The organism is Thioclava litoralis (assembly GCF_045278885.1).
GTDB lineage: Bacteria > Pseudomonadota > Alphaproteobacteria > Rhodobacterales > Rhodobacteraceae > Thioclava > Thioclava litoralis.
On record NZ_CP135444.1, the window covers coordinates 264,509 to 278,333 of the forward strand.

The following is a 13,825-nucleotide window of genomic DNA, read 5'->3' on the forward strand; positions in this document are numbered from 1 at the left end:
TCTGACATCGCTTGCGGACGGGCTCCGGAAAGCAAATGAACCAAAATCTGCAGTCACTTCCCAATACTGGTGGATATACCCGATAGAAATTTCGCGCCTTCCTTTGCCAGAACCGCCTTCTCAAGATCCAGCCCGTTATCATGCGTGAGCGTGCCTACCCAGATCCGGTCACCCGAGGATGTCGTGTAGGGACTTTGCCATAGACGGAGGTGGTCGGCGACTTCGCTGTCGGTCTCCGAGGCGCGGAAGAAGGATATATCATTGGGCATGGCTTTCCAGAACAAGGGTGCGAGGCTTTGCGGCTGGCCTGCATCGCGCAATACACCCCATCCCGTTTTCACCAGTCCCGCAACGGTCACCGGTTTTGCCGCCCTCCATCCGGTTTGGGCAAGGTTCTGCTCGAGCGTTCCGAGATCCGGCGCGACAAAGGCAAGCGTCATAGCAAAGCGGTGATCTCCGTCCAGTGTCTCGGCAAATTGCGGCTGTCCGAGCTGTGCCAATGCGTCCTGAACAGAAGAGACTTCAATCGTGGAGGCAGGCACTGGGCGCGGATTTTGTGTCTTGGCATAGGTCCAGTCCCGTAGACCAGCGCTCAGCGCCAGAAGCACTGTCAGCCCCAACGCAACGGCGCGGAGACCGCCCGACAGGGACGCCATCGCAGGTGCAGGCGCGCGCTGGAGCCATTCGGCGATCGTAACCCCGAGGATCAGGCACAACCCGCCCAGCGTCCAGCCTGCCAGCACATCGCTGAGATAATGCTCGACCAGAAACAACCGACTACCGCCAATCAGAAGGGCGATGAGCGCCGCGCCGAACATGGCGGTGAAGGCTCCCATGCGCCCGAGCCGCCAGAGCAGGTAAAAGAGCATCCCGTAAAATGCCACAGACAGCGTGGCATGGCCGGATGGGAAGCTGCCAGAAGTCTCGGTGAAATATCCCAAGGCCGAGCGCGGTCGTGCGAAGGACGATTTCAGCAAGATCACACTCACCAGATCGCTGCCAAGGGCTGTAAACAGCCCCGCAATCAGCGCCCCGCGGCGTAGAACAACCAGCCAGAGAAGGGCGATCGCAAGGAACAGCCCCACAACGAGCTTGTCGCCGAGAGCGGTAAAGAGCGTGAAAAAGCGGATCAGTCCCGGTGTCCAGAACAGCTGCATCAGTTGCGCAAGCCGTGCGTCGATCTGCACGATCGGGGCGGCATGGATAAAATCGAAGGCGAGGCCGATGCCGAGGGACAAGAGATAGAGTGCTATCATTGCCAGAATGCTTGATGGCAGGCCACCGAAATGGCTGCGATCCAGACGCTGTTGGATAAAGCGCGCAAAGCGGGGATGGCGCTGTGCCCAGCTGTTCAGAACCGGATGCTGGCCGAGCATATCCATCCAGCCACCGGCCATCGACATCAGATAGGGCAAGGCACGGTCGAGCCGCCGTAAGGTCCACCATAGCGCGGCTATCAGAACAATCGCGCCGCCTGCAAAAGCCGCGTCACGGGTCAGAACCGGATTGAGCTTGGTTAGACCCGCGCCAATCGCATAACCGATGCCCACATGGACAAAGGCGTAGGGAACGCCGCTGATCAGGTTCCACAGGCTGAATTTGCGCCGCTCCATACCGGCCATGGCGGCAGCGAAGGGCACGAAAGCGGCAACGGGGCCGAGGAAGCGCCCGATCACCAGCGCCATCCCGCCCCGTCTGTGAAACAGGGCTTCGGCGCGTTTGAAGACCGGCATCTCCTGCACATTCCAGCGCCCGAGCATCCCGCGCCGTGCATGACGGCCCAGCCAGTAGGTGGCCTCTCCGCCTAAAACCGATCCGATGGCCACGAACCAGACCAGATCGAAGAAATCGAGCACGCCCTGTTGCACCAGAACACCCCCCGCATTCACGACCAGCGTGCCCGGAAGGAAGATCCCTGTGAGGAAGAAGGCCTCAAGGGCGGCGGCGGACCCGATGACCCAATAGCCGATCATCCCGAGGGCGGCGATGGAGGGGAGAAGCTGCGAGATGGATGTCATGGAAGGCTCTTTTGATCGGCAGGAGGGCGCGAGGATCTTGCCCTCACGTCCCTCTTTTAGCTTTGCCAGATCATCGGTGGGCTGACCAAGTTCTTACAAAAATGTAAGAATTGCCCCGTCCAACTATGCTTTGGGCGGCACGGTCCGGCTGATGACCGCAACAAGATCGCGGCCGACCGCAACAAGATTTGCCCGAGGCGGCACTGCGATATAGACCGGCTCCCATCTGGGCGCGAATTTCTGCTTGAACGTGCGCAGCCCCTCGAAATTGTAGAACTGGCGCCCGTGTCGATAGAGGAAGGCGCCAAGATGCGTGCTCAGCCGCACACCGCGCCGCGCCTCGAGCCCCGAGAGCGGTGCATTGCCAAGCGAGAACTCGGCATGGCCATTCTCCTTGAACTCAAGAAGCAGCGCCGTGAACAGAAAATCCATCACGCCGTTCGGAATATCATCGCGGTGGCGCATGAGGTCGATGGCGGCGCGTTGTTTGCGCTCGGTCACCCAGAGATTGGCAAAGGCCACGATACGCCCTTCATGGCGGACAAGGGCGATGGGGGTGCGGTCGAGATAGGCAGGATCGAAACTGCCGACCGAAAACCCCTTTTCCTCACCGATCTTGGAGCGGAGCCATATGTCGGAAATGATCTTCAGCTCGGCCAGAAGCGCGGGATCATGCGGGCCGTCCACCAGCTCGAAGCTCATCTGGTCTCGCTGTGCGCGGGCATAAGCCGCGCGGATCTTCTTGCGCTCGGGGCCGTCAAGGCTGAAACTGCGCAGATCGACCACCGCCTCTTCGCCGAATTTATGCGCGACCATGCCCATATCGATCCATGTCGTGGCAGAGCCTGCCGAGACCGAATAGAAAACGGGGCGTGCATTGGCGGCATAGGCCGCATCATGGAACTCCCAGACCAGCGCCTGTAGCTCGTCCGCCCGCCCGATTGGATCATGTAGCGCGATCCAGCTACGGCCTTGCGTACGATACATCAGGAAGCTTTCGCCCGAGGGCGAGAACATCAGCGCCTTGTCGCCCGTCAACGCCACGGCAGCCTCAGGGCGGGATTGAGCGGCGATCACCTTGGCAGCCTGATCCAGCGTCTCGGCGTCGGGCAGCGCTTCGGCCACCCTGTCCGGACGCAGCGCATAAAACAGCACCGAAAGCCCCAGCACGACAAGCCCGACCAGCCCCGCCCGCATGGAACGCGGCGCGCTATGATCGGAGGCGAACTGCCACCAGAGGCTCGTCTCATAGGGCACGGCCTTATGCGCAAAGAAGAAGACCCCCGCGAGCGCCCCCGCCAGACAGGCTATCATCAGCGCCCATCGCAGGCTCATCACATTGCGGGTCAGACGAGTGGCACGGTAGAATTCGGAGCGCGCCGGATAGAGGATCAGCGCCGCAAGGCCCAGAAGGATTGCGCGGTCATAATCGATCCCGTTGAACAGGCTGACCGCCGCCCCCGCCGCCAGCACGCCCATGGCCAGCCACCATGCGCCCTCGACCCGCCGCAAAAGCCCATGCGCGACAAGCAGAAGAAACGCCCCCAGCGCGCTGGACAAAAGCGCACCGCCCTCAACCATGCTGAGCGGCACCAGAAGCTCCAGCTCTTCCGCCCAGTCGCTGGTGGCGGGCAGAAGCGAGGCCAGCATCATCACCGCCCCCGAGGCAAAGACCATTGCCGACATGGCGAGCGGCATCAGCGCCGAAATCGCCTTTTGCACCGGCACCAAGGTGGGGCTGATCCGGCGGCTGACAAAGCGCGCCTCGCCCAGTGCCATGAGGCAGAGCGCCAGCACGAAGGGCACAAGGTAATAGACCAGACGGAACAGCAAGAGCCCCGCCGCGATCTCGGTCACCGGCGCCCCGCTGGGCAGCGCGGCAATGATGATCGTCTCGAAAATACCAACCCCGCCCGGCACATGGCTGAGAACGCCCGCCATCACCGCGATGGCATAGATCGCCAGAAAGCTGCCAAAGCCGATCCCCTCGGAGGGGAGCAGGATATAGAGGGCAAGCGCGGCCATAAGGGTTTCCACCGCGACAAAGACGAATTGCCCCGCGATAATTCCCTTGGAGGGCGCGGCAAGGGTGATCCCGCGGACCGTCAGCGTTCCGCGCCGTGTGGCAAGCCCCGCCAGCACGATCAGGGCAAGCGCGCTCAGCCCCATCGCCCCCCAGCGGATGATTTCGGGCCGCCACGGGATCAGGCCGCCCAAGGCTTCGGGATGCCATGCCAGCGCCATAACGCCCACAAGCGTCGAGCCGATGCCGAAGGACACCGCCGAAAAGACCGAGATCCCCGCAATATCAAGGGCCGAAAGCCCGAGCGCCGAATAGATCCGGTAGCGCACCGCCCCGCCTGTTACGGCGGCCGCGCCCACCGTATTGCCGATCCCGTAGCCCAGAAACGACCCGATCATGGTCACCGAAAACGGTAGGCGCTGACCGATATAGCGCAGCGCGGACCAATCATAACCGACCAACGCCGCATAGCCGCCCGCCGTGCAAAGAAGCGCCGCAAAAAGCGTGGTGACAGGCGTTGCCCGCACCAAGGTCATGACATCGCGCAGATGGACGCCCTTTAGCAGATGATACAGCGCATAGCCGCCGGCTGCAAAAAGTGCGGCGGTGACAAGATAGGGCAGTAGCAGCCGGAGGCGGGCTTTGGGGTCGGTCATAGAGGCCTCTCCATAGTCGGGTCGAGGTGCGGCGGAACGGCGTGGGCCGCTCAAGGTTTCGTGAGGATTATTCCTGTTTCGGCCCGAATTGTGAAGACAATCGATGGCTTAGCGGCTTTACAAATTTGTAAGGCGACAGACAGGTAAAACCCCGACCAGATCCCCATATTAACCTTATGAACCGATTACGGGACAAAGGAGACCCTGATATGGAACGGATCAAAATGGCATTTGCGGCCATCCTCATGGGGGCCGTGGCTGTTGCGGGCTTGGGTTTTGGCCTGATGGCACTGCTGTTCGTAGACGTGATTGGCGCCGTGACCCTCTTGGCCGCGCGGGTGGCCGCGCCGGTAATCGTCAAGCGGATGGAGCGCCGCATGCAAGCGCAAGGCGCGCCGGTGATCTGGGACCATGTTCCGAACTGAGGCGCCCCGTTCTCTGATACCAGCCGGAGCCTCCGCTCCGGCTTTTTCCACGCGGGTCCTTCTTACAGAAATGTAAGATCGGCGTCAGAACTTCCGCCAATCCGCCCCCTATGAAAGGCCCGACGCGGCCAAGATGGGCTTTGCGTTCCCCCTGTCCCTCCCTTCGGAGTTATCTGATGACGCAGCCAAGCCTCTCTCCGGTGTCCTCGCCGGAATATACTGTCAACAAGATCGCGGAAGTCACGCTGGTCTTCTGGGTGCTGAAGATCCTCGCCACCACTCTGGGCGAAACCACGGGCGATCTGATCGCCCAGACCTTGGGCCTTGGTTATCTGGCGGGTCTCGGGATCACCGGTGCGGCGCTGGTCGTGCTGCTGGCGGTGCAGATCCGTGCGCAAAGCTTCCACCCCGCGCTGTTCTGGGCCGCCATCGTCGGCACCACCACCGCAGGCACCGAAATCTCGGATTTCATGGACCGCTCGCTGGGGCTTGGCTATATGTCCGGCTCGGTCGTGCTGACTTTGGGCCTTCTGGCCACACTCTGGGTCTGGCACCGCCGCGATGGCACGCTGTCGGTCGATCCGGTCACGCGCCGCGATACCGAACTGGCCTTCTGGGTGGCCGTTCTGTTCTCGAACAGCCTCGGCACCGCCTTTGGTGATTTCCTCGTGGATAATCTGGGCCTTGGCTATATGGTCTCGGCCGCAATCTGCACCGGCGTCATCGGGCTTGTCTATCTGGCCCATCGGGGCCGTGTCATGAATGAAATCGCGCTTTTCTGGCTGGCCTTCATCTTCACCCGCCCCTTCGGTGCGACCTTTGGCGATTTCCTGACGAAACCGCTGGAAAAGGGCGGGCTGGATCTGGGCACCTATAATGCCTCGGCGGTCTGTCTGGTGCTGATGGCGGGGCTGGTATTCATTGAGACCCGCCGGATGAAGACAAAAGCGATCCCCGCGCTTTAATTCCCCGATCCGGGCCAGAAAACTGGCCCGGATTTCGCGTTTTATGCTATGCCGTGACTACATCCCCAAAGGAAGACCGATGAAGATCCTGATCGCCGAAGATGATGCCGAAACCGGAGCCTATCTGCAAAAAGGGCTTCTGGCCGAAGGTCATAGCGCCGATCTGATCGCCAATGGCCGCGAGGCGCTGATCCAGGCCACCGCGCAGGAGTATGACCTGTTCATCTTCGACCGGATGATGCCGGGGCTCGATGGTCTGGCGCTCCTTAAGGCGCTGCGGGCGGCGCAGATCGCCACGCCCGTGATCCTTCTGACCGCGATGGGCAGCGTCGAGGACCGTGTGGCGGGACTGAAGGCAGGGGCCGATGATTATATGGTCAAGCCCTTCGCCTTTGTCGAACTTCTGGCGCGGATGGATACGATCGCCCGCCGTCCAAACCTGAAGCCCGAGGTGACAGAACTGATCGCCGGCGAGATCCGGCTTGATCTTCTGGCGCGCGAGGTCTGGCGGGCGGGCGAAAAGATCGACCTGCAGCCGCGCGAATTCATGCTGCTGCGGCATTTCATGGAGCGCCCCGGTCGGGTGCAGACCAAGACCATTCTTCTGGAAGCAGTCTGGGACATCCATTTCGACCCCAAAAGCAGCGTGGTTGAAACCCATATCTCGCGCCTGCGCGGCAAGATCGACAAGCCGTTTGCCAAGCCCTGCCTGACCACGATCCACGGCATCGGCTATGTGTTCGAGGCCCCATGAGGCTGCGCCCCTTAAGCTGGTCCATGCGCTTTGCGGCGATGATCTCGGGCGTTTTCGCGCTGGCAGCGGTCTCGGCGGGCGGGGTCTCTTATTACCTCCAATCGGGCGAGACCGCGCATAGACTTGAGGCCGATGTTGAGGCCACGACCGAGGCCTTGGCCTTTGTGGCGCAAAATGGCGACATGGATGATCTGACCGAGCAGATCGATGCCCAGATGGCGGTCATGCGCAACGCCTCGAACCTGATTGCCTTTATCCCGAAGGATGGCGGGGCGATTCTGGGCAATGCCTCTGTGCTGCCTGCATTTACCGGCGCGCGGCATCTGAAGGTCGGGATCGATATGCAGCTGCGCGCGGCGCTGGCCGACACGCCCGAGGGCTATGTGGCCTATGCGATCCGCATTCCCGAAGGGCTGATCGTCACAGGGCGCGATGATGAATGGCTGCGGGCGCAGGCCGAGATGATGCTGGGCAGTTTCGGCTGGGGTCTCGGGATCGCGCTGCTGCTTTCGACCGGCGTGGCGGTGGTGATCGCGCGGCGCAGCGAACGCCGCGTGCAGCGGATGGAAGACACGCTGACCGAGGTGGGCCATGGCGAACACGGTCTGCGCATCGCCGATACCGGCCGCGATGATATCGCGCGGCTGGCGCAAAGCGTGGACCGGACCTTGGATCAGCTTGAGGATGGGATTTCGGTGATCCGGCAGGTCTCGACCGATATCGCCCATGACCTGCGCGCGCCCCTTGCGCGGCTCAGGCTGCGACTGGAGCCTGTGGCGCTGGATGATCAGGCGCCGATGCCTGTGCGGCAGGAGATCGGGCGAGCACTGAGCGACCTCGATCAGGTGTCCGAGACTTTCGATGCAATCCTGCGGCTTGCGCGAATGCAGGCGGGGATGGTCGAGATTGCCCTGCAACCGGTGGATCTGTCAGCCCTTTGCGCCCAGATCCACGAGATGATGGAACCAATCGCCGAAGATCTGGGCCATCGGTTGGCGCTGGAAATGCCCGAGGGGCTGGTGATACAGGCGGATCGCGAACTCCTGACGCAGGCCATCGTCAACCTGATCGACAATGCCACCCGCCATTGCCCGACGGGCGCTGTGATTACACTGGCCGCCACGCAGGGGGAGATCACCGTGTCCGATACCGGCCCCGGCATCCCCGAACCCGATCTGGCCCGCGTGCGCGAACGTTTCGTGCGGCTTGACCGTGCGCGCAATACGCAAGGCTCGGGGTTGGGGCTCAGCCTTGTCGAGGCGATTGCCAGCTTGCATGGTGCGCGACTGGAGCTGGCAAACCTGCATCCGGGCTTGCAGGCGCGTATCGCCTTAGTGCAGTAAAGCCGAAAGAGGAGACAGGGCTTGCAAGAGAAACGGTTGCATCAGGCCTTCGAGATCAGCGTTGCGCTCAAGGGCATTCATGCGCTGATCGAGATTTTGGCAGGGCTATTCTTCTACGTCGTGAAATCCGACACGATCCTGCGCTGGATGAACTTCCTGACGCAGGACGAGCTGCGCGAGGACCCGCGGGATTTTGTGGCGAGCCATATCATGCATGCCGCACAGGGGTTTACCGGCTCGACCGAAGCTTTCTACGCCTTCTATCTTGCCAGCCACGGCGCAATTAAACTGGCGTTGGTCATCGGCCTTCTGAAGGAAAAATGGATCGCCTTTCCGCTATCGCTCATCGCGCTTGGCGGCTTCATGGCCTATCAGCTTTACCGCTATAGCTACACACATTCGACAGCGCTTCTTGTGCTGACAGTGTTCGATCTTCTGGTCTGCGGGCTTGTCTGGCATGAATGGCGGACACGGGCGCGGCAAATGCGGGGCTGAAGGCGGAAAAGGAAGGCCAGTGGCCTCCCTACCCATTAGTGTTCACGTCGCAGGGTCATAATGACTACTGTCAGCACGATCACCGACAGGAACATCAGGCTGGTCAGGATCGTCCCGAAGCCCATCCCGCCATAATCGACCGGCTGCGACAGAAGATCGCCAAAGCTCGCGCCCAGCGGGCGGGTCAGGATATAAACGAGCCAGAAGGCCAAAATCGCATCCAGCCCAAGCATCAGCCAACCGGCAAACAGGCTGAGGATGACCGACCCGAACAGCACCCCGCTGGCGAGATAGCCAAGCGCGAATTGTTCGGCCACCAGATCGCCCGCCGCTGTGCCAAGCGCGAAGGTGAACAGGATCGCCAGCCAGTAGAAGGCTTCGCGCGGCTTGGTATCGACCGCATGGATCGACAGCGTTCCCTCTCGCCGGAACCATGCCCAGAAGGTCAGGCCCAGAAGCCCAGAGAAGGCGATTGTGCAGGTGATCAGGCTGACGCCCATATTATCGACCAGATTATCGGTCAGAAGCGTGCCCACCACCGAGATCAGCACGACATTTAGCCAATAGGCCCAAGGAATATAGGTCGATCTGGTGAACTGGATCGCCAGGGTGCCGATCAGGATTGCACTCATCAAAATCGAGGTCGGCGTAAGTCCGAGCCCCAGATTGACATTGAGATAATCGGCCGCCGTCTCGCCCATGGTGACCGCCATCAGCTTGATCAGCCAGAAGGCGGGGGTGATCTCGGGCACCTTATTGGCGGGATTGACGGGCGCTTGATGCGCGGGTGTGAAGAGCATCGTGGTCATGGGTTCACCATTGCAAGGGCTTGGGCGGAAAAGGCATCGGCGCGGCGGTCGTCATCGGCATTGCAGCGCTCTATGGCGCGGGCTTGCAGATCGCGGATCTGGGCGCTGGCATCGGGAGCAAGGGCGGAGCCCGTCAATGCGGTCGAGAGCTCTTGCAACATGACCTCGCAGGCAATCGGGTGTCCGGTGGCATCGGTCACCGCGATCCCGCCTTGCGTCTGGGTGCCTGTCGCCGCCACCGGCTGCGGATTAGCCAGAGTATCCTGCAGGGAGGCCAGCGCCATGCTGACCGTAACACGGTCGGGGGTTTTGGCACGCAGCGCGGTGAAGGCCGCATCAGCCGCATCGTCAACCGCCGCCCATTCGGCAGGGGCCTGCGGGCGTAAGGTCGGCTCGGCCTTGTCCCATGCGGTTTCCAAATCTGTGATGCGGGTCTCGGCCTTGGCCAGATCGCCACTGGCGGCGATGGTCTGGGTGTCGGCCACGATGGTCGCATAGGGCGTCAGATCGCCAAGGCCTGCGGTCTGGGCTGCGGGTGCTGTCAGATAATGCTCGACGCCCGAGAACACGGCGACAGGCGCGGCAATCAGGGCGGTGGCAAGAAGGAGCTGTTTCATGTCAGAGCTTTCCGTTTTCTCGATAGGCTCTGTGTAGGGGGCGGGTTTGGCCCCCGCCTGTCCGGCTTCTTACGAATTTGTAAGGCGTGAAATTCCCCGATTACAGAATGGTAAGATCGCGGTCAGGCTAAGGTCAAACCCCCTCCCCAGATTGAGGTCATGGCAGGCAAGACCGCCTGACCCGAACCGAAAGGACCCAAGATGAAACGTATTCTGACCATGACCCTCGTGCCGCTGACCTTCGTGGGCGGATTTGCCGGTGCTGTCTGGGCCGCAGGGCCGCAAGCCGCCGATGCGCCCGATACCGCCGAGATCCAGGCTCTTGATCGAAGCGCCATGTCGATCACGCAGGCCATCGGCACGGTGTCGTCTCAGACCTCTGGCAATGTGATGTCCGCCGCGTGGGAGCAGGATGATGCAACAGGCGGCTGGGGCTATGAGGTCGAGATCGCCGGCACTTCCGGTCAGGTCGAGAACTGGTTTGTGAATGCCGCCGACGGTCAGGTGAAGAAAATGGCCGCAGAGGCCGATGACCATGAAAGCGCCGATGGCGAGTAGGAAGATGGTGAAGAGCAGGACGGCTGATCCAGACCCTCTGCCGATTGCGCAGCCCGGACATCATACGATGTCCGGGTTTTTCTTCTAGGGCGGGTGCTTATGCCCATAAGCATTTGCTTACGGGCCGCTCAATCAGCGTCTGTGCAATCGACCGGCTCTCCGCCCTGGGGCATCTCCAAGCCATCCGGACTGACCGGAGTTTTTGGAGGACTACCCTGATGACCAAAACGATCCTGCTTGCCACCGCCCTTATCGCAGCGCCCATGTTTGCTTCCGCTATGCCCGCCATCGGCGATCATGTTGGTAATACGCCGGAAACCGCAACCGCCGCGTTGGGTGATGCAGGCTGCACCGTCACCAAATTCGGTGCTGAAGACGGGATGATCGAGGCCAAATGCGACGATGCCAACAAAGCCCATTGGGAAGTTTATATCGACCCGACCTCGGGCGATGTCGTCAAGATCAAGGAAAACGACTGATGCCGCGGCATCGTCCCTTGGCACCCCAGAACCAGAAAAACTTGCACCAGACGGGGGGCGACATCGCGTCGCCCTCGCTCTGGGACCCGTTGATGCGGCTGACGCACTGGACCGTGGCCGTGGCGGTGATCGTCAACGGGCTGATCAGCGAGCCGGGCAAGACACTGCATGTCTGGATCGGCTGGATCGTTTTGGCAGTTCTGGCGGTCCGGCTGGTCTGGGGGCTCATGGGCCCCCCCGAAGCGCGGTTTACCAGCTTTCCGCCCGACCCGAAGGCCGCCACCGGCCATCTCTGGCAGGTCTTGCGTGGCCAGACACCCCGCGCCCATCCCTCGCATAATCCGGCAGGTGCGATCATGGTCTATACACTTTGGGGGCTTTTAACGCTGGTGATCGTGACCGGCCTTATCATGACGGGCGGTCAGACGCCAATGCAGGTAGCCGCCCAGAATGCCACCGTTGCGGCGGGCGACTGGTCTGCCCTTGCCAAAGCCTCCTCGGGCGCGGAAACTGCATGGATGGCGGGGCTCAAACACTGGTCCGGTCAGGTGCATGGGCTCGCCGCCAATCTGATCCTGATCCTTTCGCTCGTGCATGTGGCGGGCGTGATCGTGGAGGGGCGTGTGATGAGACGGAACCTGATAAAACCGATGCTGTTTGGATCACGCAAGGAATGAAAGATCTTTCGCCCAAGAACCGGCAGGCTGTGCTGGCGATCGTTATCCTGTTGCAGGGGGTGGCCGTGCTGTTCTTCGCGTCCGATGCCTTGGCCGATGCGGTCTCCGGATCAGCCTTCGTCGAGACGGCGATGGAGCTTTTCGTGGCCGTAATGCTGGTCGTTGGACTGTACATGGGGATCATCCAACTACGGGCGCTAATGGGCGATCTGGCTGAAAAGAACCGCGCGCTGGACATCGCCCGCGGCCATTTCTCGCGGGTGGTCGAGCGGCAGTTTGAGGACTGGGCGCTGACACCTGCCGAACGGGAGGTCGCGCTTTTTGCGCTCAAGGGTCTGGATGCTGCAGAAATTGCCGGCCTGAGAGGGGCGGCCAATGGAACGGTGCGCGCCCAACTGACCCGCATTTACGCCAAAGCTGGCGTCTCCAACCGCGCACAACTCGCGGCCTTCTTTGTCGAGGATCTTCTCACGGAGCCTGTGCCTGACGCTTAGGGGCCCGCTCCGTAAGTCGGATCAGAACCACGCCAAGATTAGTGGTGCTCTATGGAGCTGTAAGAGGCTGCCTGGCCGGCGTATTGTGAGAAGGAGGCCGCTCAAACTTGCATCAGCGTAGAACACATCTCGATCTGGTCCAGTTCCGAATGTCGGCTTCTGTTTCCCTTTGATCGAACGGTGCTCGCTACAGCGAAGTCCGGAGTCTATCCTCGCAGCAAAGACTCGCACAATCGTAACGCAGATCGTACCGTCGCAGCGAACGGCAGGAAAGTCCGCATTGCTGACCTTAGCGTGCCAAGCCTTGCTGCACGATGCCACGGATGGCCGGTTTGGGGAAGCTGCGCTGCAGCAGAGACAGCTTGACGAATGTCCGGAGAGGGCCGGTTGCGTTATGTGGCCCGCTGTAATGGTTCGGCGGGACACACTGCGGCGCGTCTGCAGCTGTTTCATGCCTAATGCCTGGTCGGCCATGCCGTAGAGATCCCCCTACCGGCAAGCACACAAGAATCTTCATCATATGCAACCGGCGGGCTTCTCGTAGAGTAAGGACCGAGGACATGTCGCATTTACTATTGGAAATTCCCGTTTGCCCCGAAAGATTTGTTGCTCAGGGTCTTGAAGCCGCCGGCTATGACGAAGATGGGGTTACGCGCCCCGACCGTATCGCGAGCAAGATAGTCAAGCCGAGCTTGTCAGCGGTTTGACTAACGGCTTTTTTGTATCTCGCAGGGACACAAATTTCAAAGGTTTTAAACCTTCATCTTCAATAGCCACCTTGCTCGATGATGTGGAGTTGGGCGATGGTGTCATAGCGCGCAATTGATAGTAGCTTGGCCGTCCTTCCTGCCGCAAGGAGTTCAGATGAAACACCAAATCGCTCGGCTGCGCGTGGAGCTTTTGCATATCAAGCCGACAATATGGCGTCAGGTGGAAGTCAACCTGACCACAAACTTACGCGCCCTCCACGAACTCATCCAAGCCATTATGCCTTGGGAAAACGCTCATCTCTATCAATTCACCATTGGAGAGCGCGTCTACGGGGAGCCCGATCCCGAGGACGCGGCAGGGGGCCAAAAAATTTATCAGGCCAAGAGCATGCGCTTGGAAACCCTCGTCGGGCGCGGTTTTACAGAGTTTGAATACACCTATGATTTCGGTGACAACTGGCAGCATCGCATTTCCATCGAGCATATCGGGGTCGCGATGCCAGGCGTCGATTACCCTCTATATCTGGATGGCGAGCGCACTGCGCCCCCAGAAGACGTCGGTGGCCCGCCCGGTTTCCTGGATTTCGTGGAAGCCATGGCTGATAACCGGCACCCAGCGCACAAAGACATGAGCCGCTGGTACGGGGGACCCTTCAATGCGGTTGATTTCGGCGAGCCAGTGGTTGCCGCGACCGTTCGCGATATTGCGGCCAAGAGGAAAGTGGCGATGTTGGCGTTCGAGCGGAGCCGCCAAGCGCGATAGTTAGCCCGCTGCGTTCAGGTCATCACATTGCTTGAAAGT

Annotated in this window: 14 protein-coding genes; 10 read left to right on the forward strand and 4 right to left on the reverse strand. The window is 60.9% G+C overall.

Going from position 1 to position 13,825, the window contains the following annotated elements; translation table 11 throughout:
• Positions 1-53: 53 nt before the first annotated feature.
• Positions 54-2,018 (reverse strand): VTT domain-containing protein, encoded by a 1,965-nt coding sequence (locus RPE78_RS14820; protein ID WP_330646847.1) that lies wholly within the window; start codon positions 2,016-2,018, stop codon positions 54-56.
• Between the two features lie 123 nt (positions 2,019-2,141).
• Positions 2,142-4,697, reverse strand: a complete 2,556-nt coding sequence (gene mprF / locus RPE78_RS14825; protein ID WP_330646848.1) for a bifunctional lysylphosphatidylglycerol flippase/synthetase MprF — start codon at positions 4,695-4,697, stop codon at positions 2,142-2,144.
• A gap of 209 nt (positions 4,698-4,906) precedes the next feature.
• On the opposite strand from mprF, the gene RPE78_RS14830 reads away from it, so the two are divergent.
• The 5 genes from RPE78_RS14830 to RPE78_RS14850 all read left to right on the forward strand — a co-directional run bounded on the left by RPE78_RS14830 (position 4,907) and on the right by RPE78_RS14850 (position 8,679).
• Complete coding sequence (locus RPE78_RS14830; RefSeq protein WP_330646849.1) at positions 4,907-5,122, forward strand: hypothetical protein; 216 nt, start codon at positions 4,907-4,909, stop codon at positions 5,120-5,122.
• A gap of 176 nt (positions 5,123-5,298) precedes the next feature.
• Positions 5,299-6,087 (forward strand): hypothetical protein, encoded by a 789-nt coding sequence (locus tag RPE78_RS14835; protein ID WP_330646850.1) that lies wholly within the window; start codon positions 5,299-5,301, stop codon positions 6,085-6,087.
• Positions 6,088-6,166: 79 nt separating this feature from the next.
• Entirely contained in the window at positions 6,167-6,841 is a 675-nt protein-coding gene (locus RPE78_RS14840; protein ID WP_330646851.1) for a response regulator transcription factor, read from the forward strand.
• Positions 6,838-8,184 (forward strand): HAMP domain-containing sensor histidine kinase, encoded by a 1,347-nt coding sequence (locus tag RPE78_RS14845; RefSeq protein ID WP_330646852.1) that lies wholly within the window; start codon positions 6,838-6,840, stop codon positions 8,182-8,184. The genes RPE78_RS14840 and RPE78_RS14845 overlap by 4 nt, the downstream gene beginning before the upstream one ends.
• A gap of 21 nt (positions 8,185-8,205) precedes the next feature.
• Positions 8,206-8,679: a DUF2127 domain-containing protein gene (locus RPE78_RS14850; protein ID WP_330646853.1), complete on the forward strand. Its 474-nt coding sequence runs from the start codon at positions 8,206-8,208 to the stop codon at positions 8,677-8,679.
• A 35-nt stretch (positions 8,680-8,714) separates the two neighbouring features.
• Here RPE78_RS14850 and RPE78_RS14855 read toward each other — a convergent pair whose 3' ends face one another.
• Both RPE78_RS14855 and RPE78_RS14860 read right to left on the reverse strand, forming a co-directional pair.
• Positions 8,715-9,488, reverse strand: a complete 774-nt coding sequence (locus RPE78_RS14855; protein WP_330646854.1) for a hypothetical protein — start codon at positions 9,486-9,488, stop codon at positions 8,715-8,717.
• Positions 9,485-10,105 carry a hypothetical protein gene (locus RPE78_RS14860; RefSeq protein ID WP_330646855.1) on the reverse strand — a complete coding sequence of 207 codons (621 nt, stop codon included), beginning with the start codon at positions 10,103-10,105 and terminating at the stop codon, positions 9,485-9,487. Before RPE78_RS14860 ends, RPE78_RS14855 begins: the two co-directional genes overlap by 4 nt.
• Positions 10,106-10,306: 201 nt before the next feature.
• Between RPE78_RS14860 and RPE78_RS14865 the strand changes: the two genes are divergently transcribed.
• The 5 genes from RPE78_RS14865 to RPE78_RS14885 all read left to right on the forward strand — a co-directional run bounded on the left by RPE78_RS14865 (position 10,307) and on the right by RPE78_RS14885 (position 13,786).
• Positions 10,307-10,663, forward strand: a complete 357-nt coding sequence (locus RPE78_RS14865; RefSeq protein WP_330646856.1) for a hypothetical protein — start codon at positions 10,307-10,309, stop codon at positions 10,661-10,663.
• A gap of 218 nt (positions 10,664-10,881) precedes the next feature.
• Positions 10,882-11,142, forward strand: coding sequence for a PepSY domain-containing protein (locus RPE78_RS14870; protein WP_330646857.1), 261 nt, complete (start codon positions 10,882-10,884; stop codon positions 11,140-11,142).
• On the forward strand, positions 11,142-11,819 hold the full coding sequence (locus RPE78_RS14875; protein WP_330646858.1) for a cytochrome b/b6 domain-containing protein: 678 nt from the start codon (positions 11,142-11,144) through the stop codon (positions 11,817-11,819). Before RPE78_RS14870 ends, RPE78_RS14875 begins: the two co-directional genes overlap by 1 nt.
• Complete coding sequence (locus RPE78_RS14880) at positions 11,816-12,313, forward strand: helix-turn-helix transcriptional regulator (protein ID WP_330646859.1); 498 nt, start codon at positions 11,816-11,818, stop codon at positions 12,311-12,313. The genes RPE78_RS14875 and RPE78_RS14880 overlap by 4 nt, the downstream gene beginning before the upstream one ends.
• An 864-nt stretch (positions 12,314-13,177) precedes the next feature.
• Positions 13,178-13,786 carry a plasmid pRiA4b ORF-3 family protein gene (locus tag RPE78_RS14885; protein ID WP_330646860.1) on the forward strand — a complete coding sequence of 203 codons (609 nt, stop codon included), beginning with the start codon at positions 13,178-13,180 and terminating at the stop codon, positions 13,784-13,786.
• The last annotated feature ends 39 nt before the right edge of the window (positions 13,787-13,825 follow it).

Coding starts and splice junctions, on each gene's coding strand:
- RPE78_RS14820 (WP_330646847.1), bottom strand. CDS start 2,018: ATGACATCCATCTCGCAGCTTCTCCCCTCCATCGCCGCCCTCGGGATG.
- mprF (WP_330646848.1), bottom strand. CDS start 4,697: ATGACCGACCCCAAAGCCCGCCTCCGGCTGCTACTGCCCTATCTTGTC.
- RPE78_RS14830 (WP_330646849.1), top strand. CDS start 4,907: ATGGAACGGATCAAAATGGCATTTGCGGCCATCCTCATGGGGGCCGTG.
- RPE78_RS14835 (WP_330646850.1), top strand. CDS start 5,299: ATGACGCAGCCAAGCCTCTCTCCGGTGTCCTCGCCGGAATATACTGTC.
- RPE78_RS14840 (WP_330646851.1), top strand. CDS start 6,167: ATGAAGATCCTGATCGCCGAAGATGATGCCGAAACCGGAGCCTATCTG.
- RPE78_RS14845 (WP_330646852.1), top strand. CDS start 6,838: ATGAGGCTGCGCCCCTTAAGCTGGTCCATGCGCTTTGCGGCGATGATC.
- RPE78_RS14855 (WP_330646854.1), bottom strand. CDS start 9,488: ATGACCACGATGCTCTTCACACCCGCGCATCAAGCGCCCGTCAATCCC.
- RPE78_RS14860 (WP_330646855.1), bottom strand. CDS start 10,105: ATGAAACAGCTCCTTCTTGCCACCGCCCTGATTGCCGCGCCTGTCGCC.
- RPE78_RS14865 (WP_330646856.1), top strand. CDS start 10,307: ATGAAACGTATTCTGACCATGACCCTCGTGCCGCTGACCTTCGTGGGC.
- RPE78_RS14870 (WP_330646857.1), top strand. CDS start 10,882: ATGACCAAAACGATCCTGCTTGCCACCGCCCTTATCGCAGCGCCCATG.
- RPE78_RS14875 (WP_330646858.1), top strand. CDS start 11,142: ATGCCGCGGCATCGTCCCTTGGCACCCCAGAACCAGAAAAACTTGCAC.
- RPE78_RS14880 (WP_330646859.1), top strand. CDS start 11,816: ATGAAAGATCTTTCGCCCAAGAACCGGCAGGCTGTGCTGGCGATCGTT.
- RPE78_RS14885 (WP_330646860.1), top strand. CDS start 13,178: ATGAAACACCAAATCGCTCGGCTGCGCGTGGAGCTTTTGCATATCAAG.